This window comes from Pseudoalteromonas translucida KMM 520, assembly GCF_001465295.1.
GTDB lineage: Bacteria > Pseudomonadota > Gammaproteobacteria > Enterobacterales > Alteromonadaceae > Pseudoalteromonas > Pseudoalteromonas translucida.
On record NZ_CP011034.1, the window covers coordinates 59,439 to 83,155 of the forward strand.

The following is a 23,717-nucleotide window of genomic DNA, read 5'->3' on the forward strand; positions in this document are numbered from 1 at the left end:
TCTTAATTGTTTAAAAATAAAGCGATAAAAATTGAGCCCGAAGCATTAGTTATTTTAATCTGAAAGGGTTTTATTAACCTGCCGTTCACTTGGTGGGGTTGGGTGTTTTTGCATTTTTATTCACGCCGTTAGTTTTTAAATCCCTTTTGTTGTGGGGTCTCTGTATTTGTTTTTATTTTTTAATGCGATAAAAGCAGGGTTTTTTGGTTATTTATTCAGATTAAATTATTTTAATTAAATGATTTTTTATGCTGTTTAATTAGTGTTTATAAAATTAACTTTATGAGCGTTAAAAAATTATCAGTAAAGTGCTAAAAAAAGTTGGTGTAATTCACTTTATATTTGCATTGCTTGGATGAGTTACCATTTTTTTTAGCAAAATGGTGTTTTTAATAAAGTTGCTATTACTAGGTGTTATAACGAGCACTTGGCTGCCATTTTTATATTAACCAATAAAAAAGCGCCTACTTTACAGTAGGCGCTTTTGCGTTAGTTGCGTTAATAACGCGTCTAACTGGGGACAGAGCCTCTTCTAGCAACCGCTCTGTTTGCTAAAAAGGCATTAATTCGTTTTGTTGGGGTAAGCACTATGGCGTTACCAAGTAGTACTAAGCTAAACCCTGCAAAGGTATTTGCGTGCCATTCAAAGCCTTCATAAAAGCTGCTTAGTGTTACCGCAACTAAAGGAAACAGTACGATGACATAGCTGGCTTTTTCGGGACCAATATTTTTTAACAGTGCAAAGTAACAAGCAAAGGCGATTACAGTGCCAAAAATAGATAAGTACAATAATGACAGCCAATAGCTAGTAGGTGCAGTAAAATTAAATTGCACGTCGCTCATAAATACATATAAGGCTAAGCCAATGGCACTGTATAACATGCCCCAAGCATTACCTTGTAACACACCAATTTGTTTGCGTGAATTACGTACACTTACCATGTTTCCTAATGAAGCCACAAAGGTGCCGCCAAGAGCAAGTAGTAACCCGACGAATGCACTGTTACTCAAGTTGAGTTGCTGTAATTGTGGCCAAAACAGGCAGGTTATACCTAAAATGGCAAGTACAGCACCGGTATAAATTCGTTTTGAAATAGGTTTGCCAAAAAATAATCGGGTATTAACTATATTCATTACTAATAGCATTGAAAAAGCAATCGAGGTCATTGCAGAGCTAAGATGATTTTGTGCCCAGTAAAGCATTAAGTAATTTAGACCAAAGTTAAACAGGGCCAATAATACGAAAAAACCATGATCGACTAAATTAAATCGCATCTTGGGTTTTTTGTATGCCACATATAACCACATTAATAATGCCGCGATTGCAAAACGATAAAATAGCGATAGTTCAACAGCAATATCGCCTAGCTGAAACTCTATGGCCAACCAGGTTGAGCCCCAAATTAAAACAGTTGTTATATATAGTGCTGCACTTTTCAATACTGCTCTCCAAAGTCGATTAAGCTGCTATTTTAAAGCTTATCTGTATACTTACTATATACAGAAAATGAAATATGTAACCTATACAGATTGAGGGTGTGATGATTTTAAAAGCGGTTAGCCATCAGGGGCATGAGTTTTTGTACCAGCAAGTTATTCAGCTGATCAGGGATATGAGTGCTCAACAGGCTTTATTGCCTGGAGAAAAGCTGCCGTCATTACGTAAAATGGCTAGCAACCTCAATATAAGTATTCCTACGGTAAAGCAGGCCTATCAAGCGCTAGAAGATCAGGGGGTTATAGAGGCACGCGAAAAATCAGGCTACTTTTTAAAAGCCGTTAACATGGCAAGCAGCTTACCAAAACGGGTTAAGTTAAGCCGCGAGCCTGTGATTGTAAACAAGCAGGCGCTGATTGAGCAGGTATACACAGCCATTCATCAGGCCCATGTGGTGCCTTTTGGAGTAGCTAACCCGGTTGCTGCGGCACCAACCGATAAAGCCTTAGCCAGAAATATGCGCCGAGTAATGACACTTGCCGGTAGTAGCGCTATTAATTACGGGCCACTGGATGGTTATGCACCGTTAAAAAAGCAGCTTATTCATCGCTATTTAGACTTTGGCATTGGTATTAATATGGATGAAATGGTGATCACTAATGGTGCGCAAGAAGCACTGGCAATTGCACTCAAATGCGTAACTAAGCCCGGTGATGTAGTGGCCATAGAGAGCCCTTGTTATCACGGAATTATAGAGTTAATAGAAAGTTTAGGCCTTAAAGCACTAGAAATACCTTTATGCCCAGATAATGGTATTTGGCTAAACGATTTAGCGCAGGCGCTTAATGAGCACGATATTAAAGCGTGTTTATTTTCTACGGCTATTAGTAATCCGGTTGGTAGTTTTATGCCAGATGAAAATCGAGAACAACTGGTGGAACTAGTTGAAAGCCATAACGTAGTGCTCATTGAAGATGACGTATATGGTGACCTATACTTTACACCCAAACGAGGTACACCGGCTATAGCGTATTCCAAAAAAGGCTTGGTGCTAAGTTGTTCGTCTTTTTCTAAAACGGCTGCCCCTAGTTATCGAGTTGGTTGGCTTATTGCGGGAAAATTTGCAGGGCAAGCTAGGCGTTATAAAAGAGCATTGAGTTGTTCTACCTCACTAATTAATCAATGGACGTTATCAGAATTTGTTTTTAGCGGTGAATACGACCGTAATTTAAAAGTACTTAGGCAGCGTTTACGCACTAATAAAGAGCATATGCGACGTTGCTTACAGCAAGCTATGCCAAAAGGTACACGGATCAGCGATCCACAAGGTGGCTGTGTTATTTGGTTAGACTTAGGCAGCGAGTATGATAGCCAAAAGCTATTTTTATTAGCGCTTGAGGTAGGTATAAGCATTACTCCAGGGTTGATATTTTCAGCTTCAAATAAATACAAAAGCTGTATAAGGCTAAGTTATGGTGTGCAGTGGAGTGAGCAAATAGAGCAAGCAATTGTCACACTGGGTAAACTTACCTTACTAGCAAAAAAAGTAGCCTAATTTAAGGGGGATCAACAGCTTGTAACAAGTTTTGCGGCACAATAAAAAACAGCCGTTAAGTTAAGCGTAACGGCTGCAAAGGGATGTTAAATAATCACCTAAGTGAAGTTTGCAAACTAGTTTTGTTTAAAGCTAAATAATTGGTAACCTTTAAGTTCAGGTACTTGGACTACTAACTGCTCTTCTTGTTTAGCTATATTGGCAAAATTTTCGCATAAGGCATTGGCACGCTTTTCGAGCGCATCGGCATGCTGCTCTACTTTTTCTTCTATTTGCGTACCCATGTTTTCCATACGTTGCTCAAAGGCTTGCATGTCGCCTCCTGAGCCAAGTAATTCAGAACCTAAAGCAACTAAAATACTCCCCATAGATTGCATTACAGCCGACTCAACAGCGCTCTCTATTTGTTGTTCGAACTGCTGCTCAAAGTTTTCACCAAATTGATTAAAACTTTGCTGGCCCATAACAAAGGTGTCTTGTTGATAAAAAGTATTTTGTACTTCAAGTTTAATGTCGTCCATTAACGATGAGATATTATCGAGGCCATCAATATTAAAAGCATTAGCAACTTCTTGCAGTGCAACACCGGCAATTTTAACGCCTTCTAAGGCTATATTTGCTACTTCGGGTAATTGCGTGCGTAAACTATCTGAATATTGAGTTAGCGCCTTTTGCTGGGAATGATTAAGCGCTACCGATTCACCATTAATGGTTAAATTACCATTGGTATTAAATTGCATAGTTTGCTTATCGGCGGTAAAAATCTCTAGTTCGTTAGGCTTAATGCGTACATCATTTTTAAATTCTACATTACATTGCTCATTATTAAATGACACTGTTGAATCGTTATCATTATGTGCCATAACGGCAGGTGCACATATTAAAGTGCTCACTAATAGTAATTTTTTCATATTTATTCTCAGTTTTTTATTGATGATAAATAAGTAATAACAAGTTTAGTGCCAATGTTTTTTTATTATATTAAACAATAAGTTGGTTTTATTTTTAGTATTAGCTATAGCAAGAGTTTATTATAAAAAAACTATTTTTTAGTCAAATTGGCTAAAGCTAAAGCAATAATTAATTTTATTTATCGATACGATAAAAAACTCTCACTTTCCATAAAGCGAATTTAGCGCTATTTATTCACAGTATTGACATGGAGGCTATTTAAGATAGCTACATGGCTTTATTTTGGCGCTAAACTGCATTGCACTTTATGTGTCGAACATTTTAATTTTACCAATTATTGCGATTATAAAATCCTTGGTTGGTCTCAAACACTTTATGGAGTGGGTTGTGGGTAAGACATTTAGTTACGATGCGCTAGATGACGATTTTGTTGAAGACGAGTACGAAATGCTCGGGCGTAATCAGCACGATAAGAACAAGCAAAAGGTTAAGAAAAAGTTGGAAGACTACCTTGAGCAAAAGCGCTTGCGTAAAAACCTAGGCGAAGACGATTTAAGCGATTACACCGATTAAATTGCGCTAGTATAACTAAAGTACCAATGTGAATTAGACTCTAAATGTACGCTTTTATGTATGTTTAAATTTTGATTAGATTGGCAATAAAGAGGCTGTGTGCCTCTTTATTACTTTTAAGCGGCGTTACTTATTACTTTGTTGCAGTGCTTTTTGAATGGTGAGCTCTAGCTTTTCTGGCTTGGTAAAGGGTGCATAGCGTTTAATTGGTGAGCCGTCTGCTGCGATTAAAAACTTAGTAAAGTTCCACTTTATTTTGCGAGTTAAAAAGCCAGGTTGTGTCGATTTCAAATAACGAAATACCGGATGAGCATGCTCTCCGTTTACCTCTACTTTAGCGGCCATTAAAAAATTAACCCCGTAATTTATTAAACATCCTTGCTCTATCTGCTGTGCATCTCCCGGTTCTTGCTGATTAAACTGATTACACGGAAATCCTAAAATTACTAAGCCTTGGCTAGCATATTTATTATGCAAAGCCTGTAATGACTCGTACTGGTAGGTAAAGCCGCACTTGCTTGCCGTGTTTACAATAAGCACGACTTTACCAGCAAACTCGCTAAAATTAATGGTGTTACCTTGTAAACTGGTGGCGCTTAACTGATGAAACTTGTGCATTATTTATGCTTTACCTTATATTTTTTGATGCTCAATCTACTCTTTTAAGTACATTGCTTAATATGGTTGTTGTATATATTAAGGTTGTTTTTAATTTAAAATTAAAAACAACCCCATACCCGCAATCGTAGTGTAATAAATATTATGGGTTTTATAAGCCACAATAATAGCGACTATAGCCGCACTTAAATAAGGGTTTTGCCAATGTAAATTAATGCCATCATCGTTTAAAAATACAATAGGTACCCAAATAGCCGTAAGTACCGCTGGTGCACTAAAACTTAAAAATTGTTGCATTTTAGGCCCAACTTTAAAGGGTAAAGCGCGGTGCAAAAATAAGTAACGGGTAAAAAAGGTAATACAGGCCATTAGTAAAATAGTGGTCATCATAAGTTGCGCTCCTTTTTAGCAGTTATTCTTGCTGTAAAGTATCCTGCGCTCATAGCCAGTAATGCAGAGCTCACCAGCCATAACTCAAATCCGGTACTTTTAAACAGTGTAGCGCTAGTGCCAGCTACTATAACTGTAACGAGTGAGGCGAGACTTTTAATACCCGGAATAACTAAAGCTATAAATGTAGCGGCTATAGCAAAGTCGAGGCCTAAATGGGTTAAATCGGGGAGCATAGTACCAGCAACAATGCCTATAAACGTCCATAAATTCCATGCAATATAAAAGCTAAAGCCGGCGCTAAGTGCGTAAATTAAACGTATTTTTGTACGATAGGCTTTAGGGTGGTGCGAAAATGCAAATAACTCATCGGTCAATACAAAGCTTACCGGTAGACGCCAGCGCAAAGGTTGATCAATTACTTTATGACGTACCGCTAAGCCATATAAAAAATGCCGAGAGCTAATTATAAAGGTAGTAAATAAAATGGTGAGTAGTGGCGTATTTCCCGCAATTAACTCAATAGCGACAAGCTGCGCAGAGCCAGCAAATACTAATAACGACATCGCTTGAGATTCAAGGGCAGTAAAGCCATTTTGAATAGCCAGTGAGCCACAGAGTATTCCCCAAGGGATCACCGCCAAACAAAGCGGTAACATATCAACAAAGCCTTTTAAAATTGCACGCGATGGTCTGTTCATTTGCAGAAATATTAGCCAGTAAAATTAATTGCTTAAGTGTGCCATAAAGCATGCTTTAAATAATAGGTTTAATGCAAATCTAAACAAATTTTGAAATAATGAAACAATAACTTAATTAGCGAGATAACTAATGTTTAAAGTAAAAGTATGGGATGGCTTTGTCAGAAGCTTTCACTGGTTATTAGTGTTTAGTATTGCCGTGCTCTATTTTAGTATTGAAGAAGGTATGATTGAACTACACTTTATTGCTGGTTTTTTTACCTTGGCACTTATTTTAACGCGGTTAATATGGGGGATTATAGGTAGTAAAACAGCAAAGTTAAGCGCGTTAATACACTCACCGCAAGCGGTAATAACATCACTTAAAACTAATAAAACTCCGCTTGGGCATTCTGCACCAGGTAGCTATATGGTGTTGTTGTTTTTTATACTTATTATTACGCAGCTCGTTAGTGGCTTAATGAGTAGTGATGGTATTTTAACGGATGGGCCATTAGCGCAGTACGTGTCGAGCAGTACAGTTGATTTTGCTAATTGGTTACATAGTTTAAACTTTGACATTTTACTTTATGCTATTGGTTTGCATGTTTTAGCAATTGTATTTTATAAGATTAAAGGCAAGCCTTTAGTTAAGGCGATGATCACCGGAACGAAGCAGCAGCCAAATGAAAAACCAGCAATACTTACTAAAGCACCTTGGTTAGCATGGATAGTATTTTTAATATTGCTTGTAGTGCTTATGACCACCTGGGGCAGCGAGCCACTTAGTTATTTACTTAACTTGGGTTAAAAGTAAAAAAGCGCCTATTTAAATCCGGTTATGAATTTAAGTAGGCGCCTTTATTATTTAAATAACTTAGTCTTTAAATTGTGTGTGGCAATCTTTACAGCCTTTGGCCCATGCGCCAAACGCTTTACCAATAACCGCTTTGTCGCCAGACTGTGCAGCTACAGCAAGTTCATCTGCGTATTGCTGAAATGCAGTTGCTTTTTTCATAAAAGTGTCGTTTTCAGCCCAAACAGCGGCAAGTGCAGCAGTATCACCCTTATCAGTGCCTTCGTAAAACGCTTCCCATGGCATTTTTGCCAGTGCAGCTGCGTTATTTGCACGTGCTTTAAATTGTTCTGCATCAAAAGGTATTTTGCCCTTAAGCATAGCGCCCATGTCACTAATTTGTACTGAGAGCATAGAAAATGCAGCTTGACGATATTCAATAGCATCGCTTGGCTCTTTAAATGCAGAATTTGCTGATACGCTAAGTGCGCATGTTGATAATAATGCCCCGATAAATACTTGTTTAAGTTTCATTAAATTTGTCCCTGTAAAATAACTTTCAATGTCAGCCTTTGTATCTTAGCTGCTACTTTAATTCAAGTAAAAGCGACAGTTAAACTCAAACTCAATCATTAATATCAATGTCGGCAAAAATCATACCGCGGCGCATACTGCGTGTGGCTAAAAACACTTCGCAAAGTAGTGATATAAAAGCAAATATTAGCAGCATCATAGCGCCAACAAAGCAGCTGCCTATAGTGACACTTAAATTAACAGCCTGAATATGCGATAAAAATAACAACATAACTACAGTACACACAAGTAATGCACTTAATACACTTAAACTAAATGCAATATGGACGCAGCGAGAACGTTTTAACAGTGCCCGTAATTCGGTGGTTAACGATAGATTGAAGTCTTCATCGGTACTCACTTTTAGCCTACGCTCTAACTGCCTGGCTCTATCTGTTATGCGCGCTAAACGGTTTGATAAAACACCTAATGTGGCTGCAATACCGGTAATTAAAAAGACGGGAGCAACCGCGGTTTGAATCACTTTGGCCATGGTTAAAATATTAATTACTTCGTTATCCATTTATATCTCAAAATAAGTGTTGGTCATTTACAATTGTTCACAAACGAGATTTTATTATTTTCTCATTAAGATCAAAGTGTTGTTTGTTTTTTACTTGTTTTCATACACTGCGTGTAACTTAAATGTAACTAAGGTGTTGCTCGTGTATGGGTTTAAGTTTTATATTTAAGCTAATGGTTGAATATAGTAAATACAATAATACATAACCTATCCTAGGGGAAATAATGTCTAAAAATATAATAAAGAAAACAGCTATTGCCACTGCTGTCTCAAGCGCATTTATTGCAACACTTGCAAGTGCAAGCAACTTACCTACGGCTAATATTACTTATCAAAAAGCTGAAGCAGTAAAAGAACAAGTTGCAGATAAAAAAGAACCATCGGCACATATGATTGTATTACGCGCTACCACATCAGTAGATGCCTATGTTGCAGGTACTTACCAGCAATCAAATAATCGTGAAATTACAGCTAATATAGAGCAACTTCAAGACACTATGACTCTTGAGTTAAATAGCTTAGATTTTGATGCAAAAATAATTGGTAAAACCAAAATATTAGCACCTACGTTAATCGTTCAAGCTTCAGCTGAAGCACTTGCTAAAATTGCTAAAGATTCACGAGTAGCAAAAGTATTACCTATGTTCGATAGCGAACTGCATGTTGCAGCAAGCTCTGACTATATTAATGCAAAACCACTTATTGTAGACGGTATTGCAAGTGGTAAAGGTCAACGTGTTGCGGTATTAGATACGGGTATTGATTACACTCACCAAGCATTTGGTGGTGAAGGTACAGTTGAAGCATATTTAGCAGCGCAAGCAGATCCTACTACAGTGGCTTGGCCTCAAGGTGTTGTTAAAGGTGGCTACGACTTTATTAATGAAGACGCTGATCCGATAGAGAACGACCCTGCTAATTCTCCAGCAACAGGGGCTCCAACAAACCATGGTACTTCATCTTCAAACTCAGTAAATGGTATTGCGCCAGACGTTGAGCTTTATGTTTACTCTGTATGTGGTGGCGGTTGTCCAAGTGCCGCGCAGGCTGCAGCATTAGAAGCTGCAATGGATCCTAATGGCGATGGTGATATTTCTGACCGTGTAGATGTAATGAATATGTCGCTTGGTGGCGAGTTTGGCGACACATATACTGGCGGCGGTACACAATACTTAATTCAGCGTGCTGTTGAATTAGGCGTTAATATGGTTATTTCTGCGGGTAATGATGGCGATAATCCATTCCGTATCGGTGGCCCAAGTACCACACCTAATGCCTTATCTGTTGGTGCAATGACTCATCCTACAACAGAAATAGGTGTTGCTACAGGTACTATTGCTGGCGTTGAAGGTAATATTCAGCCATCAAGCTTTGGTCCTCAAGAAGCTTATACAATAACAGGCGCAGACATTGAGTTAGTTTATCCAGACGCAAACCAAAATGGTTGTGTTGCCTTTGCTGCCGATGTTGATTTTACCGGTAAAGCTGTATTAATAGACCGTGGTGCTTGTGCATTTACCGACAAAGTATTAAACGCACAAACAAATGGTGCAGAGTTTGTGATGATTGCAAACAATACTGATGATGGCACACCAGCTCCTATGGGTGGTTTTGATGCTGATGTAACAATTAAAAATGTAGGCATTAATTTTGCTGCAGGTGCGGCTTTAAAAGCTCAATTAACTGCAGGTGAGCCAGCAACATTTGATATTAGCATTGACATTAAAACTACATCTGGCGCTGTAGCTACGTTCTCATCTCGTGGTCCTTCAATGGATGGTTTATTAAAACCAGAAATTACTGCACCAGGTACTAGTATTGATGTTGCAGCAGCAGGTACTCAAACTGGTACTAACCCAGTTTCAGGTACATCTTTCTCAGGTCCAATTACTGCTGGTGCTGTTGCGATGATTCGTGAAGCGCATCCAGATCGTAATGCCTTTGAGATTAAAGCAACAATAATGAATGCGGCTAATTTAAATGTAACAAACGAGCCGTTAGCAATAAACCCTGCTTCAGAATTAGCACCTATTAGTATGATTGGCGCTGGTTTAGTTGATGTAGCTAAAGCGGTTAATTTACCGGTTGCTGCATGGGTAAATAACGCTAAGTTTAATACCAAGCAAGCAGCGCTTTCATTTGGCTTAGAAAGCATGACAGAAACTGCATCGTTAACTAAAACGGTAACAGTTAAGAACTTCTCAGCTGACGCTAAAACTTATAACCTACGTACAGAGGCGCGTTACCAGAGCGATATAGACACTGCGGCTATTAGCTGGGACTTCCCTGCATCAATTACTGTACCTGCAGGCCAAGCTATTAATTTCGACGTAGTATTAACCGTTGATCCAGCTAAGTTACCAGAGTGGAATCTAAATAACCCATTTAGCGCAGAGGAAGTTGCAGCAAGAAGTGCAGCATTAACCTCAGTAGAGTTTGATGGTGCTTTGGTGTTTGATGATGCCAGCACAGATACTGACCATGATTTACATCTTGTTTATCATGCAATGCCTAAAGCAGCTACTGAGCTAAGCGTTTCATCGCAAATCGTCGATAGTGAAATGGCTCTTGTTGTTACAAATAGTGGTCAAACTGAAATTATGCCACAAGCAGAAAGCATTGTTGCAGTGGGTGTTGAGAAAACATTTGCAGAAGCTGAATTTAATATTCTAGCAACTACTTTCTCGGCGTTTAATGCAGAGTTTTGTGACTCAGGCATATTTGTTACCTCATCGATTCAACTACGTGACCCACTAACGCATACCTTCCAAGCGGGTTACAGATTAGAAATTGATACCGATAATGACGGTGTAGCAGATCAGTTTATGACAAACTTAAACGACCGTGGCCGCGATACAGCGTTCCCTGGGCGTAGCCGTACGCTAATTGGTGAGACAGATGGCGCGGGTAATGATTCATGGGCGTGGGGCACTCCGCTTTATCACTCTGCGGGAGAGGACACCATTACCTTCTCTGGTTGTTCTGAACTACTTAATATAGATGGGACATTACTAGGCGAACAGATGAACTTTAAAGCATCTGTGGGTTATGCTGCATATCAAAGTGGTGTATTTACAGAAACTGATAGTGTTACAGGTTCAACTGTATTTGGTATGCAACCTCAAGTAGCGTTTACCTCGCTTGAAACAGGTGAAGCAGTTACAACACTTAAACCAGGTGAAAAAGCAGTTGTTACAGCAAGTGGTCCATTTGCGCTAACACAGGCTTCAGGCTTAGATGTTGTTAAAGTGATGGCAGCTGCTGATTTAGAGGTTCCAGATGTTTCAGCGCCAGCGCTTGTTGGTGGTGAGTTTACTGTTTCTGAAGATGCAGCAAACGGTACCGTAGTAGGTGCTTTAACAGTTACAGAGTCTGAATTTGATTTAGCTATTTCAGAGTACTTCGTTCAGTCAAATACTCACCAAGGTTTGGGTATTGATGCCGATGGTCAAGTTGTTGTTACTAACACAGCTTTACTGACAGGTGATTCTTCAGCTGAGATACAAGTAGTGGCAATTGATACACGTGGTAATGTATCAGAGCCTGCAATGGTTACGGTTAGTATTACTAAAGTAGTACCACCACCGGTTGTTGTAACACCAGAGCCAGAGAAAAAATCTTCGGGTTCATTAGCTTGGTTATTACTTACTGCGCCGCTTGCATTTATGCGTCGTCGTAAGCAAAAGTAAGCTTATAACTTAATTGTTACTTAGAGGGAGCTTCGGCTCCCTTTTTATTTAGCTAATCAAATAAGTAAAGGCTTTATCTTATGAGACATATCCCTTGTGTTCTAGCTATATCATCTTTAGCTATTTTAAGTGGTTGCAATCAGGCGCCCGAAGCAGTCCAAGCAAACGTTATAAGTACTACAGCAGAGCAGTTACCTCAAGTTGTTGCACCTATAGCTAAAAAAGTACCGCACGCCATGACCATTCATGGCGATACCCGCATTGATAATTACTATTGGCTGCGTGACGATGAACGCAAAGCAGCCGATGTTATTAGTTACCTTGAGGCTGAAAATAGCTACACAAATACCTTGCTCGCTCATACTCAAGCGCAGCAAGCTAAACTGTTTGCTGAGCTTAAAGGGCGTATTCAAAAAGATGACGATTCAGTACCGGTAAAAAAAGGTGATTATTATTACTCGTCGCAAACTCGTGGCAATAACGAGTACACTACTTATGTGCGTAGCAGTGACTTTTCAGGAACTAACCAACAGGTTATTTTAGATGTAAATGAACTTGCTAAGGCTCATGACTATTATGCTGTAAGTGGTTTAGATGTGAGTCCAAACGGTAACTTAATGGCTTACGGCGAAGACACTCTCAGTAGACGTATTTATACCGTTAAAATTAAAAATTTAAGCACCGGGAGGCTACTCGAAGATACGCTTGAAGGCACAAGTGGCAATCTTGTTTGGGCAAACGATAACAAAACATTGTATTACATTAAAAAAGACTTACAGACTTTGCTAGGCTACCAGGTTTATCGCCATACTTTAGGTACGCCGCAGGCCAATGACGAACTAGTTTACGAAGAAACAGACTCAAGCTATTACACAGGATTAAGTAAAAGCAAAGACGGTACTGAAATTTATATTTGGCACAGTAGTAGCACTGCATCGGGTATGTCGGTGCTTAGCGCAAATAACGTTAAAGCAATGCCTCAACGCTTAATTAAACGCCAAGCGAATCTTGAATATAGTATTTCTAAATTAGGTGAGAGTTATTATATTGTCACTAATTTAAATGCGGTTAATTTTCAGCTAATGAAAGTCGCTATTAATAAAGCCCATGATCAAGCAAACTGGCAAACGCTGATCCCAGCACGTGATGATATTAAGCTAGAGGGGATAGAGTTATTTAATGACTATTTGGTTTACCAACAGCGCGAAATGGGACAATCGCGACAAATAGTGCGCAATTTAAGCACCAATCAAGAGCAGTTATTATCTTTTAACGACAGTGCCTACACTATTAGTGCTTATGGTAATAACGATATAAACAGCGATAAGTTACGTGTTTACTATACGAGTATGACCACGCCGGGTTCATCTTACGATATAAACCTAAAAACGACGGATAAAACGCTTTTAAAACAACAAGCCGTACTAGGCAATTTTAATGTTGATAATTACGCATCTGAACGAATATTTATTAACGCCCGCGATGGTGTAAAAGTACCCGTAAGCTTAGTTTATCGTAAAGATAAATTTAAAAAAGATGCGACGAATCCATTACTACAATATGGTTATGGCTCGTATGGCGCCACTATGGATCCAACTTTTTCAAGCGCGCGTTTAAGTTTGCTTGACCGTGGCTTTGTGTTTGCAATTGCACATGTTCGTGGCTCGCAAATGTTAGGTCGTCCCTGGTATGACGATGGTAAGTTACTTACTAAAAAGAATACGTTTAATGACTTTATAGATGTGACTAAATCATTGGTAGCACAAGGTTATGGCGCTAAAGACAAAATATTTGCCCAAGGCGGTAGCGCTGGTGGCTTATTGATGGGCGCTGTAGCAAACCAAGCTCCTGAACTTTACAAAGGTATGGTTGCCGCAGTACCTTTTGTGGATGTGGTTACAACCATGCTTGATGAAAGTATTCCACTAACAACTAACGAATATGGTGAGTGGGGAAACCCAAATGAAAAAGAATACTATGAGTACATGCTATCTTACTCGCCGTACGATCAAGTGTCTAAGCAAGCTTACCCTAATATGCTAGTAACTACGGGTCTGCACGACTCGCAAGTACAGTATTTTGAGCCAGCAAAGTGGGTTGCTAAGCTGCGTGATTATAAAACAGATGACAATAAGTTACTGTTTAAAATTGATATGGAAGCAGGGCATGGCGGTGCATCAGGGCGCTTTAAGCGCTTAGAAGATACCGCGCTAAACTATGCATTTATGCTCGATTTAATGGGCATTAAAGAGTAATTAAAGTACAACCATTGGGTAATAAGCTAAAGGCATCATTTAAAAGTGATGCCTTAATTTATTACTAAGTTAGCTAAATAAGTTTATAAACTGAGTTATAGTTATGAGATATACACTTACACTTACGCAAAAATAGTAAATATAAGGATCGCGTTATGCATGATGAGCAACAGCTGGAACCCGTCAAAAAAGATGACCGCACATGGGCAATGCTTTGTCATTTAAGTGCCTTATCTGGATTTATTGTGCCATTAGGCTCTGTAATTGGGCCGTTAATTGTGTGGTTAATAAAAAAAGATGACATGCCGATTGTTGATGTTCATGGCAAAAAAGCACTCAACTTTCAAATCACTATGATGATTGCTTACTTTGTGTGTTTTCTTTTAATGTTTGTTGTTATTGGTGTAATTTTACTGCCAATAGTCGCTATATTTTCGTTTGTAATGGTGATTATTGCTGCGGTTAAAGCCAATGATGGTAAAGAGTTTGACTACCCGTTGAGTTTAAATTTGATAAAATAGCAATGTCGGTTTGTTAATTGCGTATTTTAAACCCAGCTTTTGCTGGGTTTATTTTTTATTTACTCCCTATTGTTAAGGATACTATGCTTTATCTCACGCTGTTTTTTAGCGCTTTTATATCGGCTACTTTATTGCCCAGCTCGTCAGAGGTGGTAATGGTAGCTATGATGACCCAAGGTAAAGTAAATTTATTGTTGTTATGGCTAGCTGCCACTTTGGGCAATGTACTAGGGAGTTGCGTTAATTACTGGTTGGGTACTCAAGTACTACGCTTTAAAGATAAAAGCTGGTTTCCAGTGTCAGAGCAGGGGCTTGAAAAAGCACAAAAGCAGTTTAATAAATACGGTGTATATAGTTTATTATTTGCCTGGTTGCCTATAGTTGGCGATCCGCTTACCGTAATAGGGGGGGTATTTAAAGTGCGTTTTAGTACGTTTTTATTGTTGGTAACACTAGGTAAGGGGGCACGCTACTTAGCCGTTATCACCCTTACCTTAGGTGTCGAAAAACTTATTTAAGCTTTCCTACTTATTCTAAATTAATTGCTCCACACGTATTATTTAGCCCAATCTAACGTCAAAGACACAGAATCGGCAAAGCGTAGTGCATGCGGTTTATCTACGCGAGCCTTAGCATAATGAACACTTGGGTGTGAATGACAAACAGCAAGAATTTCAGCAACCAGTTTTTCGAGTAATAAAAAGTCGCCTTGTTCCACTAAAGTGATTACTTCTTTGGTAATTACTTTGTAGTTTAGTGCTTGATCTACTTCATCGGTTTTACAGGCGTCGTGTGCAGGGTAATGAATTTCTAAGTTAATCACTACATCCTGCTTTTTCTCGCGCTCTTCTTGATTAAAGCCAATAAAAGTACGCAGTCGTAAATTGGTTACGTTAATAATTGCATTAGCCATAAGTTAGCCTTTTATTAGCTGCAAAAACTCATTACGTGTTTTTGGATCGGCTCTAAAGTTACCTAGCATTACAGAGGTACGCATACTTGAGTTTTGCTTTTCTACGCCGCGCATCATCATACACATATGTTTAGCTTCAACAATTACGCCAACCCCGGTTGCACCCGTTACTTCTTCAACGGCTTTAGCAATTTGATGAGTTAGTTGTTCTTGAATTTGAAAACGACGGGCAAACATGTCAACAATACGGGCAAATTTAGACAAGCCTAATACTTTACCATTGGGAATATAAGCAATATGACAACGGCCAGTAAAAGGTAATAAATGATGCTCACACATAGAGTAAAGCTCTATGTCTTGTACTAATACCATGTCGTCTGCATCTGAGGTAAATACGGCGTTATTAGTAATCTCTTCTAATGTTTGACGATACCCTTGAGTTAGGTATTCCATTGCTTTAGCAGCACGTTTTGGCGTGTCGAGTAAGCCTTCTCTGTTAGGATCTTCCCCTACAGCGGTAATAATATTTTCATAGCTTTGTTTTAGTTCGTTATGCATAAATTTCTCAGTTAATTTAGTTTGGTTTACTTTAAATGCCGACCACCATCTACAGGTATAGCGCGGCCTGTGATGTAGTGGCTATGTAATAGTAAATCAATACTATTGATTATTTCTTGGCATCCTGGCTCGATACCCATTAATGACTTTTTCAGCGTTTTAGCACGATATTGTTCATCATCATGCTCATTAAAAATAATTAACGATGGTGCAACCGAATTTACTTTAATCTTAGGTGCGTACTTGGCGCTGAATGATTTGGTTAAGTTATCAAGCGCTGCTTTACTTGCGGCATAAGCGACATGTTTTGGGCTACCTGTTTCTACTACGTAATCGGTAAGATGAATAATATCTGCGGGAGTATTCATCTCTGTTTGATAATTTAGTAATAAATCCGCACACAGTAAATTAATTAAATAAGGTGTCTTTGCATGAATTCGCATCATATTGTCAAACAGTTGCGCAAAGTTGGCATTATTAGCTTCGCAGTCCCAACTTGAAGCATTATGCAAAATAGCGCGTAGTGAGTTGGTATGCTCTTTAAGTACTTTAATAAAAGTGCTAATACCATCATCAGTACTAAAGTCTGCATAAATGCATACAGCACCCTGCTGCTCCAGTAAATCAACCGCAGCGTGACGAGTACGATAGGTAATAATTATCGGCTGCCCTTGTGCAATAAAATGTTTAGCTAAAGCAAGGCCAATGCGTTGCCCAGCACCTGTAATTAAAATCTGTGGTGTCATATATACTACAAAACTCTCTTTTGGCAGGGGATCAGCGTTAATACCAATTTAATTAAAATCTTACGTAATACTTTAAGCGGTCGATCAGTCAAACTACTCAGGTATCGTACGATAATTACTGTATTAAAGCTCATCGTATATAGTTGGCACTGGTTGACGCTTATGTTGCGTACGCTGATAAATAGCGCTAAGTGTTTGCTCAACTTGTTGCGTAACCGGTTTGCCTTCTAAAAAGTCATCAATTTGCTCATAACTTAAACCTAACGCTTCTTCGTCGGTAAGTCCTGGGCGATCACTTTCTAAATCTGCGGTAGGTGCTTTATTAACTAATATAGACGAAGCACCTAATGTACTCCCTAAAGCACGCACTTGGCGTTTTGATAAGCCAAAAAGCGGTGCTAAGTCACAAGCGCCATCACCAAACTTGGTATAAAAGCCGGTAATATTCTCGGCACTGTGATCGGTTCCGACCACTAAACCTTGGCAAAATGCAGCAATTTCGTATTGTGCAATCATGCGTTGACGGGCTTTAACATTACCCTTAATAAAATCAATTTTTTCTTGCTCAGGAAGTGATTCACCGTTACCAACAATAGCCGCCATTGTTTGTTCGTGTAGCGCATCAGTTGCGGGCTTAATATTGACGGTCATGCGGCTGCTAGGTTGAATAAAATCAACCGCTAGTTGCGCTTCATTTTCGTCGGCTTGCACACCGTAAGGTAAGCGTACAGCAACAAATTTATAATCAGTAGTGCTTTGCTCTTGGTTAAGTTCATTAACAGCAAGTTGGCATAAACGACCGCACACTGAAGAGTCGACTCCGCCACTAATACCTAATACCAAAGACGTTGCATGGGCTGCTATTAAGCGGGCTTTAATAAAGTTAACACGACGGCTAATTTCAGCATTTACATCAATAACTGGCTGCACTTTCATTGCAGCCATAATCTCGGCGCGCATGGCCAACTCCTTAGGGTTAAATAATTATTTCGCTCAGCAGAGCGCTTGTATTATGTGATTTAGGGCTAACAAATTAAAGCCCTAAGTGAGCTTTAATTTTTTGTAACTCGGCTTTTAACTCGTCTACTTCGGCGAGTAACTCATTGAGTTCTTCATTTTTTAATTCATCAGTCGCTTGCTCTGCAGGGCGTGTTATTTCACTTATTGCCTGCTCGCCAAGCAAATGCATATAACGACAGTCACGTTTACCAGATTCGCGCGCAAGTTTGGTTATTATGTCATTTTCAATTAGTTTATTAAGTGCAAGCTCAACGTCATCTACACTATTAAAATTTGCTAATCGTGCGCATCGCGTTTTTAATTCTCCGGGAGTTTGCGCACCACGTAGCAGTAACAAGCAAATAATTGCGCGCTGCTGCGCACTAAATTTTAAGCTACTAAACTCGGTGTTACAAAAACGGTGGTCGTATTTATTTACTCGCCCAGAAAGCCCTTCATCAATGGTAACCAGTCGGGCATTTATTAATTCATCGAGTGCAATTTGCACTTCGCTGTCGGTTAAGTTTAAAACCGGTGCACGATTTGATTTTTGATTACACGCATTAGTTAGCGCATTTAACGACAAAGGGTAGTGTTCGGGAGTTGTACTTTGCTTTTCTAGTAAACAGCCAATAATACGCTGTTGATTTGCTGATAATTGCATAACTCATCTCAACTAATAAACTATATGATTAGCTTACACTTTTATTGAGTACCAAGCCATTGCTGAAGTTTGGGGTGCAGTGCACTAAAATCGAGTGGCTTACTTAAGTAATCATTCATACCTGCTGCTAAGCACTTTTCTTTATCTCCCTGCATTGCATTGGCAGTTAAAGCAATAATGGCTATGTTTTGATAATGCTTACCCGCGTCACCATTTCTAATCGCTTTAGTTGCTTGGTAGCCGTCCATTTCAGGCATTTGGCAGTCCATTAAAATTAGCTGATAAGTATTAGCGGGTTGATCATTTAATTGCTTTATCGCCTCACATCCGTTTTCAGCAATATCAAATGAAATACCGGCTTGTTTTAATAAAGCCCCAGCAACAACTTGGTTAATTTTATTGTCTTCTACTAATAAAATTTGTGGCTCACTTGCATTAACTAATGGTGTTTCAGTGAGTTTATTTTGCAGTTGTGCCTGTTGTTGCTGTTGTTCTATGTATTTATCATTAGCGAGAGAGTCAAATAAGTCTGAGGGTGTTAATGGCTTAAAAATCATTGAGTCTACTTTTAAATTTAGCGTAGAGTTATCTTTGGAATAGCTCATAGGTGCCATTATTATCAGCTTACAACTGTGCTTAGCTAAGTGATTTTTAACCTCAGTAACTTGCGATTGCGGCGCTTGTTCAAAAAAATAATAGTCGATTAAAATAGCATCGAGAGTTTTATTTGCCTGGTCTTTAAAATACGCACTTACAGCAGTGTAATCGGTTAAGGTATTGGCATTTGCTTGCCATATAATCAGCTGCTTTTTGGCTATGGTTGAGTTTAATAAGCAGCTATCAATAATTAAAATATGTTTGTTTTTAATTAAATGGCTAGGTAGGTCTTGCTGCTTACTTAATTTAGGTTGTACTTTTATTGAAAACGAAAAAGTGCTGCCTTCGTGTAGCATACTGGTTACGCTTACTTCACCTCCCATCAGCTCACATAACTGCTTTACAATAGCGAGGCCTAAGCCTGTGCCGCCATACTGGCGTGTTGTAGAGGTATCTGCTTGAGTAAATGAGTCAAATAATGTGGCGTGTTTTTCTGGTTTTATGCCAATACCGGTATCAATAATTGAACAAACTAAAGATGTACCATCGGTTGTTTCATCAATTTTTGCGGTGACTACTATTTTTCCGTCAAATGTAAACTTAACTGCGTTACTAATTAAGTTACTTAATATTTGTCGTAACCTATTAGGATCGCTAACTATTTCGCTGACAGTGATGAGAGTTGCATCTAAAATTAATATGGTATTATTTTGCTCCGCTTTAAGCGCAAATGATTCAACAACCTCACCTAACAAACGTGGTAAATTAAATTGAATTTTTTCAATATCTAATTTACCAGCCTCTATTTTAGAAAAATCTAAAATATCGTTAATAATATTTAGTAATGATTGCGCCGACGACTGAGCAAGCTCTATATGGTGCATTTGTTGTTGATCTAACTTTGTGTTTTTAACAATATTAAGCATGCCTAACACCCCATTCATAGGAGTGCGAATTTCATGACTCATGCTCGCTAAAAACTCACTTTTAGCAGCTACAGCTTGCTCTGCCGTTTCTTTGGCTGTTACTAGTTGTTGCTCTGTTTCTATACGTTTTTGGCTAGAGTAAAGGCTGCCAATAAGTGCCGCTACAGCAATTAAAAAGCTTTCTTCGTTGTGCGCCCAAGCGCGGGTTTTGTTACATTGCTCGGCGCAAACCATGCCTATGATCCCACTTCCGGCAGGAATAACTGCACACAACATGGCATTTATTTTTAGTGGCTTTAGGTAGTGCTCTTTAATTGGCATTAAAATAGGGCACTGCTGTGCATCTGCTGCACTAAATATGGCTTTGCGCTCTATAGCTTCAAAAAAATCAGGAATATCTTTTTGTAACCATGGTTCATTGTTGTTATTTATGGTGGTGTTTATATTATGAAAGGCAATAGGCTTGAGCTGGGTTTTATTGTCGCTAAATAGCCAAATACTGGCTTGATCGATGTTGAGTGCCTGACAAATTGCTTGAGTAATCACACCTTTAGATTGGCTTAATTGCCCGTTTAAAATTTGATCGTTAACTGTTAAAGACGCCAAGGCTTCGTTAAATAGCGATATTTTATTATTTTCTAATTCTATTTTTTTACGGGTATCAATATTTTGTAATGAGCCAAATATTCTTATACAGCGATTATTTTTATGCTCAGCTTCACCGTGCACTAATACCCAAATAATATTACCTTTAGCGTCAATAACTTCAAATTCAGCTTCGTAGCTCTCACCAAATTTAATTGCTCGTTCAATTAATTTAGCCGCCGTTTCTCGGCTTTTTCCGGGCTTAAAGTAACCAAGATCCTTTGGCCATTGAGGTTGTTCGTCAGGTGCGTATTTAAATATTTTTTTGGTCATATCAGACCAATATGCTTGTTTATTTTCTAAATTAAACGACCAAGCGCCTACGAGTGCCAGATCACTCATAACCTCCAGCATTTTTTCATTTTGTTGTTGGCGGTTAAACATTTTTAAAAAGAATAAAAACGCCCAAATTAATAGGCCGCATATAATTATTATAGCTACACGCAAAGGCCAAATAGAGGAGCTTACAGGGCTCCAACCCTTTTTAGGTGCAACATAAAGTTGCCAATTACCACCTTGAAAACTTAAAGAAAACTCAAGAGGATCTTGCTCTATTATGGTGGGCTCACCGTAAAAAAAATCGCCTTTTTTCCCCAGTCCATTGCGCCCTTGTATCGCCACATTGTATTGTTTTTCGAGTTCATTAATACCTGCGTTTGCATATACTTTTTCAAGATCTAATACGACAGAAAGCAGCCCCCAGAAGGATTTATCCGCATTATAAACAGGCACGCGAGCAATGAGTGCAGAACCACCTTGTATTAACGTTAATGGGCCAGCCATTACAATTTTATTTGTGTCTCTGGCTCTAATTGCATCGATACGTTGCGCTTCATTATCTAAAAAATTAAGGCCTAGGGCTTGTTCATTACCGGCAAGCGGATAGATCATGTTAATTATCATGTCGGGTGCGCCACCAATATTTCGTAGCTCATTGGAAGTGTCAAATAAGGGGGCAGCAATTTGCGCAAAGCGTGCTTGCTGTAAATTTGGTTCTGCGGCAACAGCAACACCTAAACCACGAATTAGCTGAATATTAGATACTAAAATAGCTTCAAGTTGTGCTCGATAAGTGCTTACTTCAGAGAGTATTTGTAATCGGTGTGCATCTTTTGCTCGGTTATAGTTAATCCGATCAAGTACAACACTTACTAATACAATAAGAGTAAGTGATAGCCAGAAGGTCAGCTTAAAATTATGAACTTTATTATTTTTACTATTATTCATTGGCGACATTAGCTACATTTTGCTTTTATATTAGACAGTATCCACTATAGCTAATTTATTGTACAAATAAAAATGGCGCATCAGATTATGCGCCATTTTATTTTTATAATTAATAGTTTAACTAAATTACGAGTCGCTAACTTCGCGTGCCCAATGCTGCTGTTTAGCTACATGGAGTTTGCGATAACCATCGAGTAATGCGGCATGCTTTGTAAAGCCAGTAAGCGATAAGCCTGGGAAGGTTAAACCGTTAAATAATTTACGACCTTCGGCTATTTCAATTGCTAGCGTTACATTGGCAGTACCAAACATTAAGCCTAATGCATCTTGATAGTCTGCATATTCGCGTTCGTCATCGTATTTTATTTCTAAAATAGCTTTTAAACAGCGAAAGTGACGCATTGCATCTTCGTTTACTTGCCCGGTATGTAATATCCAGTCAACCCAATCAATGGCTTCTTCGTTACCTGCGGCTAGGCAAAGATGCGCTTTTAGTTCACCAATACGCAGTGTATCCCAAGATGTATTAGGGTCGGTTACTAAGCCAATAAACTCGGCGGCGCGAATGATATCGCTATGACCCGCTTCTTCTAGTGAGTCATAAATCTCCATCCATTGCTCAACGTCGTACTGATCAAGTGATAAAAATGTTTCGCGAAACTTAGCGCCTTCATTGTTGTTACGCCAAATTAGTTCATCAACTGGGTAAATGTCTGACATACCAGGGACTAAAATACGACATGCATATACGTTTAAGTGGGTGTAATCCATGATGTAAATATCATGCCCCATGCTATGAATTAAGTCGGTACAAAAGTTATATTCTTGCTCAGTTGTACCGCTAAAGTCCCAATGCACAAAGTCAAAGTCGGCCTTTGCGCGGAAAAAATCATGAGAAATTAAGCCGCTAGAATCAATAAAGTGCAGCTCAGTGTTTTCTGGAGAGGCAACTTCATCATTATCAAAAGTAGCAGGTTGGAACACATCAAGTTGATCTAAGCGACGACCTTGTAATAGTTCTGTTACGGTACGCTCAAGTGCCACTTCAAACGATGGGTGAGCACCAAAAGAAGCAAATACAGAGCCATCGGCTGGGTGAATAAGGGTAACGCTCATTACTGGGTATTTACCGCCTAGAGAGGCATCGGCAATACGTAAATGAAAACCATGGCTGCGTAACTCTTCACACGCTTCATGAATTTTAGGATACAGCTTAACTACTTCTTCAGGCACGATAGGCAGACACAAGCCCTCAGTAATAATGCGGCTTTTTATAGCGCGTTCAAATACTTCGGATAAGCCTTGTACGCGTGCTTCAAATTTAGTGTTGCCGGCACTCATACCGTTAGATACAAAAATATTACCAATAACGTTAACCGGAATATACACATCTTGGTTATCGCTTTGGCGGGTGTATGGCACAGTACAAATACCACGCTTAACATTACCAGAGTTAAAATCGAAAAGGTGCGATGCATTAAGTTCGCGCTCTGGGTCAAAGTAGTCCCATAAGCTTTCATCCATAATGCCCTCAGGCACTTCATCGTTTGTTACTGTAAACCATTTTTCGGTTGGGTAATGGGTAAACTCTGCATGGGCAAATTCTTCACCTAAATAAAAGTCAGCAAAAAAGTAGTTACAGCTTAAGCGTTCAAAGTATTCGCCTAATGCCGAAGCTAACGATGCTTTGTCGTTTGCGCCTTTACCATTGGTAAACATTACGCCACAGTCTTGGTCACGAATATGTACCGAATAACAGTTAGCTACAGGGTTAAGCCATAACGCTTCCTCAATATTAATATTAAGGGCTTTTAGCTTATTTTGCATAGTAGAGATCGACGATTCTAAATCGCGGTCTTTACCTTTTATAAATGTTTTATCAGTCATACTCATCTCAACTAGGGCTGCACAATATGTGG

Annotated in this window: 21 protein-coding genes; 7 read left to right on the forward strand and 14 right to left on the reverse strand. The window is 39.0% G+C overall.

The genetic code is table 11. The features are described from left to right. Positions 1 to 510 precede the first annotated feature (510 nt). Complete coding sequence (locus tag PTRA_RS00300; protein WP_058372263.1) at positions 511 to 1,440, reverse strand: DMT family transporter; 930 nt, start codon at positions 1,438 to 1,440, stop codon at positions 511 to 513. 101 nt (positions 1,441 to 1,541) lie between these two features. On the opposite strand from PTRA_RS00300, the gene PTRA_RS00305 reads away from it, so the two are divergent. Beyond that, positions 1,542 to 2,993: an aminotransferase-like domain-containing protein gene (locus PTRA_RS00305; protein WP_418055004.1), complete on the forward strand. Its 1,452-nt coding sequence runs from the start codon at positions 1,542 to 1,544 to the stop codon at positions 2,991 to 2,993. Between the two features lie 116 nt (positions 2,994 to 3,109). Here the strand turns inward: PTRA_RS00305 and PTRA_RS00310 are convergent, their stop codons facing one another. Then, positions 3,110 to 3,904, reverse strand: a complete 795-nt coding sequence (locus PTRA_RS00310) for a YggN family protein (protein ID WP_058372264.1) — start codon at positions 3,902 to 3,904, stop codon at positions 3,110 to 3,112. A 388-nt stretch (positions 3,905 to 4,292) separates the two neighbouring features. Between PTRA_RS00310 and PTRA_RS00315 the strand changes: the two genes are divergently transcribed. Beyond that, positions 4,293 to 4,478 carry a PA3496 family putative envelope integrity protein gene (locus tag PTRA_RS00315; RefSeq protein ID WP_007579801.1) on the forward strand — a complete coding sequence of 62 codons (186 nt, stop codon included), beginning with the start codon at positions 4,293 to 4,295 and terminating at the stop codon, positions 4,476 to 4,478. A gap of 126 nt (positions 4,479 to 4,604) precedes the next feature. Here the strand turns inward: PTRA_RS00315 and PTRA_RS00320 are convergent, their stop codons facing one another. The 3 genes from PTRA_RS00320 to PTRA_RS00330 form a co-directional block, all read right to left on the reverse strand. Beyond that, positions 4,605 to 5,096, reverse strand: coding sequence for a glutathione peroxidase (locus PTRA_RS00320; RefSeq protein WP_011326789.1), 492 nt, complete (start codon positions 5,094 to 5,096; stop codon positions 4,605 to 4,607). Between the two features lie 90 nt (positions 5,097 to 5,186). Then, positions 5,187 to 5,486: an AzlD domain-containing protein gene (locus tag PTRA_RS00325; protein ID WP_058372265.1), complete on the reverse strand. Its 300-nt coding sequence runs from the start codon at positions 5,484 to 5,486 to the stop codon at positions 5,187 to 5,189. Further along, positions 5,483 to 6,187 (reverse strand): AzlC family ABC transporter permease, encoded by a 705-nt coding sequence (locus tag PTRA_RS00330; protein ID WP_058372266.1) that lies wholly within the window; start codon positions 6,185 to 6,187, stop codon positions 5,483 to 5,485. The genes PTRA_RS00325 and PTRA_RS00330 overlap by 4 nt, the downstream gene beginning before the upstream one ends. Before the next feature lie 130 nt (positions 6,188 to 6,317). Here PTRA_RS00330 and PTRA_RS00335 point away from each other — a divergent pair, with 130 nt between their 5' ends. After that, positions 6,318 to 6,977, forward strand: coding sequence for a cytochrome b/b6 domain-containing protein (locus PTRA_RS00335; protein WP_058372267.1), 660 nt, complete (start codon positions 6,318 to 6,320; stop codon positions 6,975 to 6,977). Positions 6,978 to 7,043: 66 nt separating this feature from the next. Here the strand turns inward: PTRA_RS00335 and PTRA_RS00340 are convergent, their stop codons facing one another. Together PTRA_RS00340 and PTRA_RS00345 are read right to left on the reverse strand one after the other, a co-directional pair. Continuing rightward, positions 7,044 to 7,496 carry a c-type cytochrome gene (locus PTRA_RS00340; RefSeq protein WP_058372268.1) on the reverse strand — a complete coding sequence of 151 codons (453 nt, stop codon included), beginning with the start codon at positions 7,494 to 7,496 and terminating at the stop codon, positions 7,044 to 7,046. A gap of 91 nt (positions 7,497 to 7,587) precedes the next feature. Continuing rightward, positions 7,588 to 8,058 (reverse strand): DUF2721 domain-containing protein, encoded by a 471-nt coding sequence (locus tag PTRA_RS00345; protein WP_058372269.1) that lies wholly within the window; start codon positions 8,056 to 8,058, stop codon positions 7,588 to 7,590. 224 nt (positions 8,059 to 8,282) lie between these two features. On the opposite strand from PTRA_RS00345, the gene PTRA_RS00350 reads away from it, so the two are divergent. The 4 genes from PTRA_RS00350 (at position 8,283) to PTRA_RS00365 (ending at position 15,041) form a co-directional block, all read left to right on the forward strand. Further along, positions 8,283 to 11,747 (forward strand): S8 family serine peptidase, encoded by a 3,465-nt coding sequence (locus PTRA_RS00350; protein ID WP_058372270.1) that lies wholly within the window; start codon positions 8,283 to 8,285, stop codon positions 11,745 to 11,747. 80 nt (positions 11,748 to 11,827) lie between these two features. Next, complete coding sequence (locus PTRA_RS00355) at positions 11,828 to 14,002, forward strand: S9 family peptidase (RefSeq protein WP_058372271.1); 2,175 nt, start codon at positions 11,828 to 11,830, stop codon at positions 14,000 to 14,002. Between the two features lie 155 nt (positions 14,003 to 14,157). Next, positions 14,158 to 14,523, forward strand: a complete 366-nt coding sequence (locus PTRA_RS00360) for a DUF4870 domain-containing protein (protein WP_011326797.1) — start codon at positions 14,158 to 14,160, stop codon at positions 14,521 to 14,523. Between the two features lie 83 nt (positions 14,524 to 14,606). After that, positions 14,607 to 15,041 carry a YqaA family protein gene (locus tag PTRA_RS00365; RefSeq protein ID WP_058374473.1) on the forward strand — a complete coding sequence of 145 codons (435 nt, stop codon included), beginning with the start codon at positions 14,607 to 14,609 and terminating at the stop codon, positions 15,039 to 15,041. 38 nt (positions 15,042 to 15,079) lie between these two features. Here the strand turns inward: PTRA_RS00365 and folX are convergent, their stop codons facing one another. From folX to ycaO, 7 genes are all read right to left on the reverse strand, one after another. Then, complete coding sequence (gene folX / locus PTRA_RS00370; protein ID WP_011326799.1) at positions 15,080 to 15,436, reverse strand: dihydroneopterin triphosphate 2'-epimerase; 357 nt, start codon at positions 15,434 to 15,436, stop codon at positions 15,080 to 15,082. A gap of 3 nt (positions 15,437 to 15,439) precedes the next feature. Then, positions 15,440 to 15,994 (reverse strand): GTP cyclohydrolase I FolE, encoded by a 555-nt coding sequence (gene folE / locus PTRA_RS00375; protein WP_058372272.1) that lies wholly within the window; start codon positions 15,992 to 15,994, stop codon positions 15,440 to 15,442. A gap of 26 nt (positions 15,995 to 16,020) precedes the next feature. Then, positions 16,021 to 16,740 carry a dihydromonapterin reductase gene (gene folM / locus PTRA_RS00380; RefSeq protein WP_058372273.1) on the reverse strand — a complete coding sequence of 240 codons (720 nt, stop codon included), beginning with the start codon at positions 16,738 to 16,740 and terminating at the stop codon, positions 16,021 to 16,023. Between the two features lie 123 nt (positions 16,741 to 16,863). Further along, positions 16,864 to 17,700 carry an ammonia-dependent NAD(+) synthetase gene (gene nadE, locus PTRA_RS00385; RefSeq protein WP_058372274.1) on the reverse strand — a complete coding sequence of 279 codons (837 nt, stop codon included), beginning with the start codon at positions 17,698 to 17,700 and terminating at the stop codon, positions 16,864 to 16,866. A gap of 73 nt (positions 17,701 to 17,773) precedes the next feature. Beyond that, complete coding sequence (locus tag PTRA_RS00390) at positions 17,774 to 18,403, reverse strand: YceH family protein (RefSeq protein WP_058372275.1); 630 nt, start codon at positions 18,401 to 18,403, stop codon at positions 17,774 to 17,776. A gap of 41 nt (positions 18,404 to 18,444) precedes the next feature. Further along, positions 18,445 to 21,807, reverse strand: a complete 3,363-nt coding sequence (locus PTRA_RS00395) for an ATP-binding protein (RefSeq protein ID WP_058372276.1) — start codon at positions 21,805 to 21,807, stop codon at positions 18,445 to 18,447. A 117-nt stretch (positions 21,808 to 21,924) separates the two neighbouring features. Further along, a complete protein-coding gene (ycaO, locus tag PTRA_RS00400) occupies positions 21,925 to 23,685 on the reverse strand; it encodes a 30S ribosomal protein S12 methylthiotransferase accessory factor YcaO (RefSeq protein WP_058374474.1) in 1,761 nt (586 codons plus the stop codon). Between the last annotated feature and the right edge of the window lie 32 nt (positions 23,686 to 23,717).

Bases quoted from the DNA above. Each gene is read 5' to 3' on its own strand.
- PTRA_RS00305 (WP_418055004.1), top strand. From the start codon at position 1,542: ATGATTTTAAAAGCGGTTAGCCATCAGGGGCATGAGTTTTTGTACCAG.
- PTRA_RS00310 (WP_058372264.1), bottom strand. From the start codon at position 3,904: ATGAAAAAATTACTATTAGTGAGCACTTTAATATGTGCACCTGCCGTT.
- PTRA_RS00320 (WP_011326789.1), bottom strand. From the start codon at position 5,096: ATGCACAAGTTTCATCAGTTAAGCGCCACCAGTTTACAAGGTAACACC.
- PTRA_RS00325 (WP_058372265.1), bottom strand. From the start codon at position 5,486: ATGATGACCACTATTTTACTAATGGCCTGTATTACCTTTTTTACCCGT.
- PTRA_RS00330 (WP_058372266.1), bottom strand. From the start codon at position 6,187: ATGAACAGACCATCGCGTGCAATTTTAAAAGGCTTTGTTGATATGTTA.
- PTRA_RS00335 (WP_058372267.1), top strand. From the start codon at position 6,318: ATGTTTAAAGTAAAAGTATGGGATGGCTTTGTCAGAAGCTTTCACTGG.
- PTRA_RS00340 (WP_058372268.1), bottom strand. From the start codon at position 7,496: ATGAAACTTAAACAAGTATTTATCGGGGCATTATTATCAACATGCGCA.
- PTRA_RS00345 (WP_058372269.1), bottom strand. From the start codon at position 8,058: ATGGATAACGAAGTAATTAATATTTTAACCATGGCCAAAGTGATTCAA.
- PTRA_RS00350 (WP_058372270.1), top strand. From the start codon at position 8,283: ATGTCTAAAAATATAATAAAGAAAACAGCTATTGCCACTGCTGTCTCA.
- PTRA_RS00355 (WP_058372271.1), top strand. From the start codon at position 11,828: ATGAGACATATCCCTTGTGTTCTAGCTATATCATCTTTAGCTATTTTA.
- PTRA_RS00360 (WP_011326797.1), top strand. From the start codon at position 14,158: ATGCATGATGAGCAACAGCTGGAACCCGTCAAAAAAGATGACCGCACA.
- PTRA_RS00365 (WP_058374473.1), top strand. From the start codon at position 14,607: ATGCTTTATCTCACGCTGTTTTTTAGCGCTTTTATATCGGCTACTTTA.
- folX (WP_011326799.1), bottom strand. From the start codon at position 15,436: ATGGCTAATGCAATTATTAACGTAACCAATTTACGACTGCGTACTTTT.
- folE (WP_058372272.1), bottom strand. From the start codon at position 15,994: ATGCATAACGAACTAAAACAAAGCTATGAAAATATTATTACCGCTGTA.
- folM (WP_058372273.1), bottom strand. From the start codon at position 16,740: ATGACACCACAGATTTTAATTACAGGTGCTGGGCAACGCATTGGCCTT.
- nadE (WP_058372274.1), bottom strand. From the start codon at position 17,700: ATGCGCGCCGAGATTATGGCTGCAATGAAAGTGCAGCCAGTTATTGAT.
- PTRA_RS00390 (WP_058372275.1), bottom strand. From the start codon at position 18,403: ATGCAATTATCAGCAAATCAACAGCGTATTATTGGCTGTTTACTAGAA.
- PTRA_RS00395 (WP_058372276.1), bottom strand. From the start codon at position 21,807: ATGTCGCCAATGAATAATAGTAAAAATAATAAAGTTCATAATTTTAAG.
- ycaO (WP_058374474.1), bottom strand. From the start codon at position 23,685: ATGACTGATAAAACATTTATAAAAGGTAAAGACCGCGATTTAGAATCG.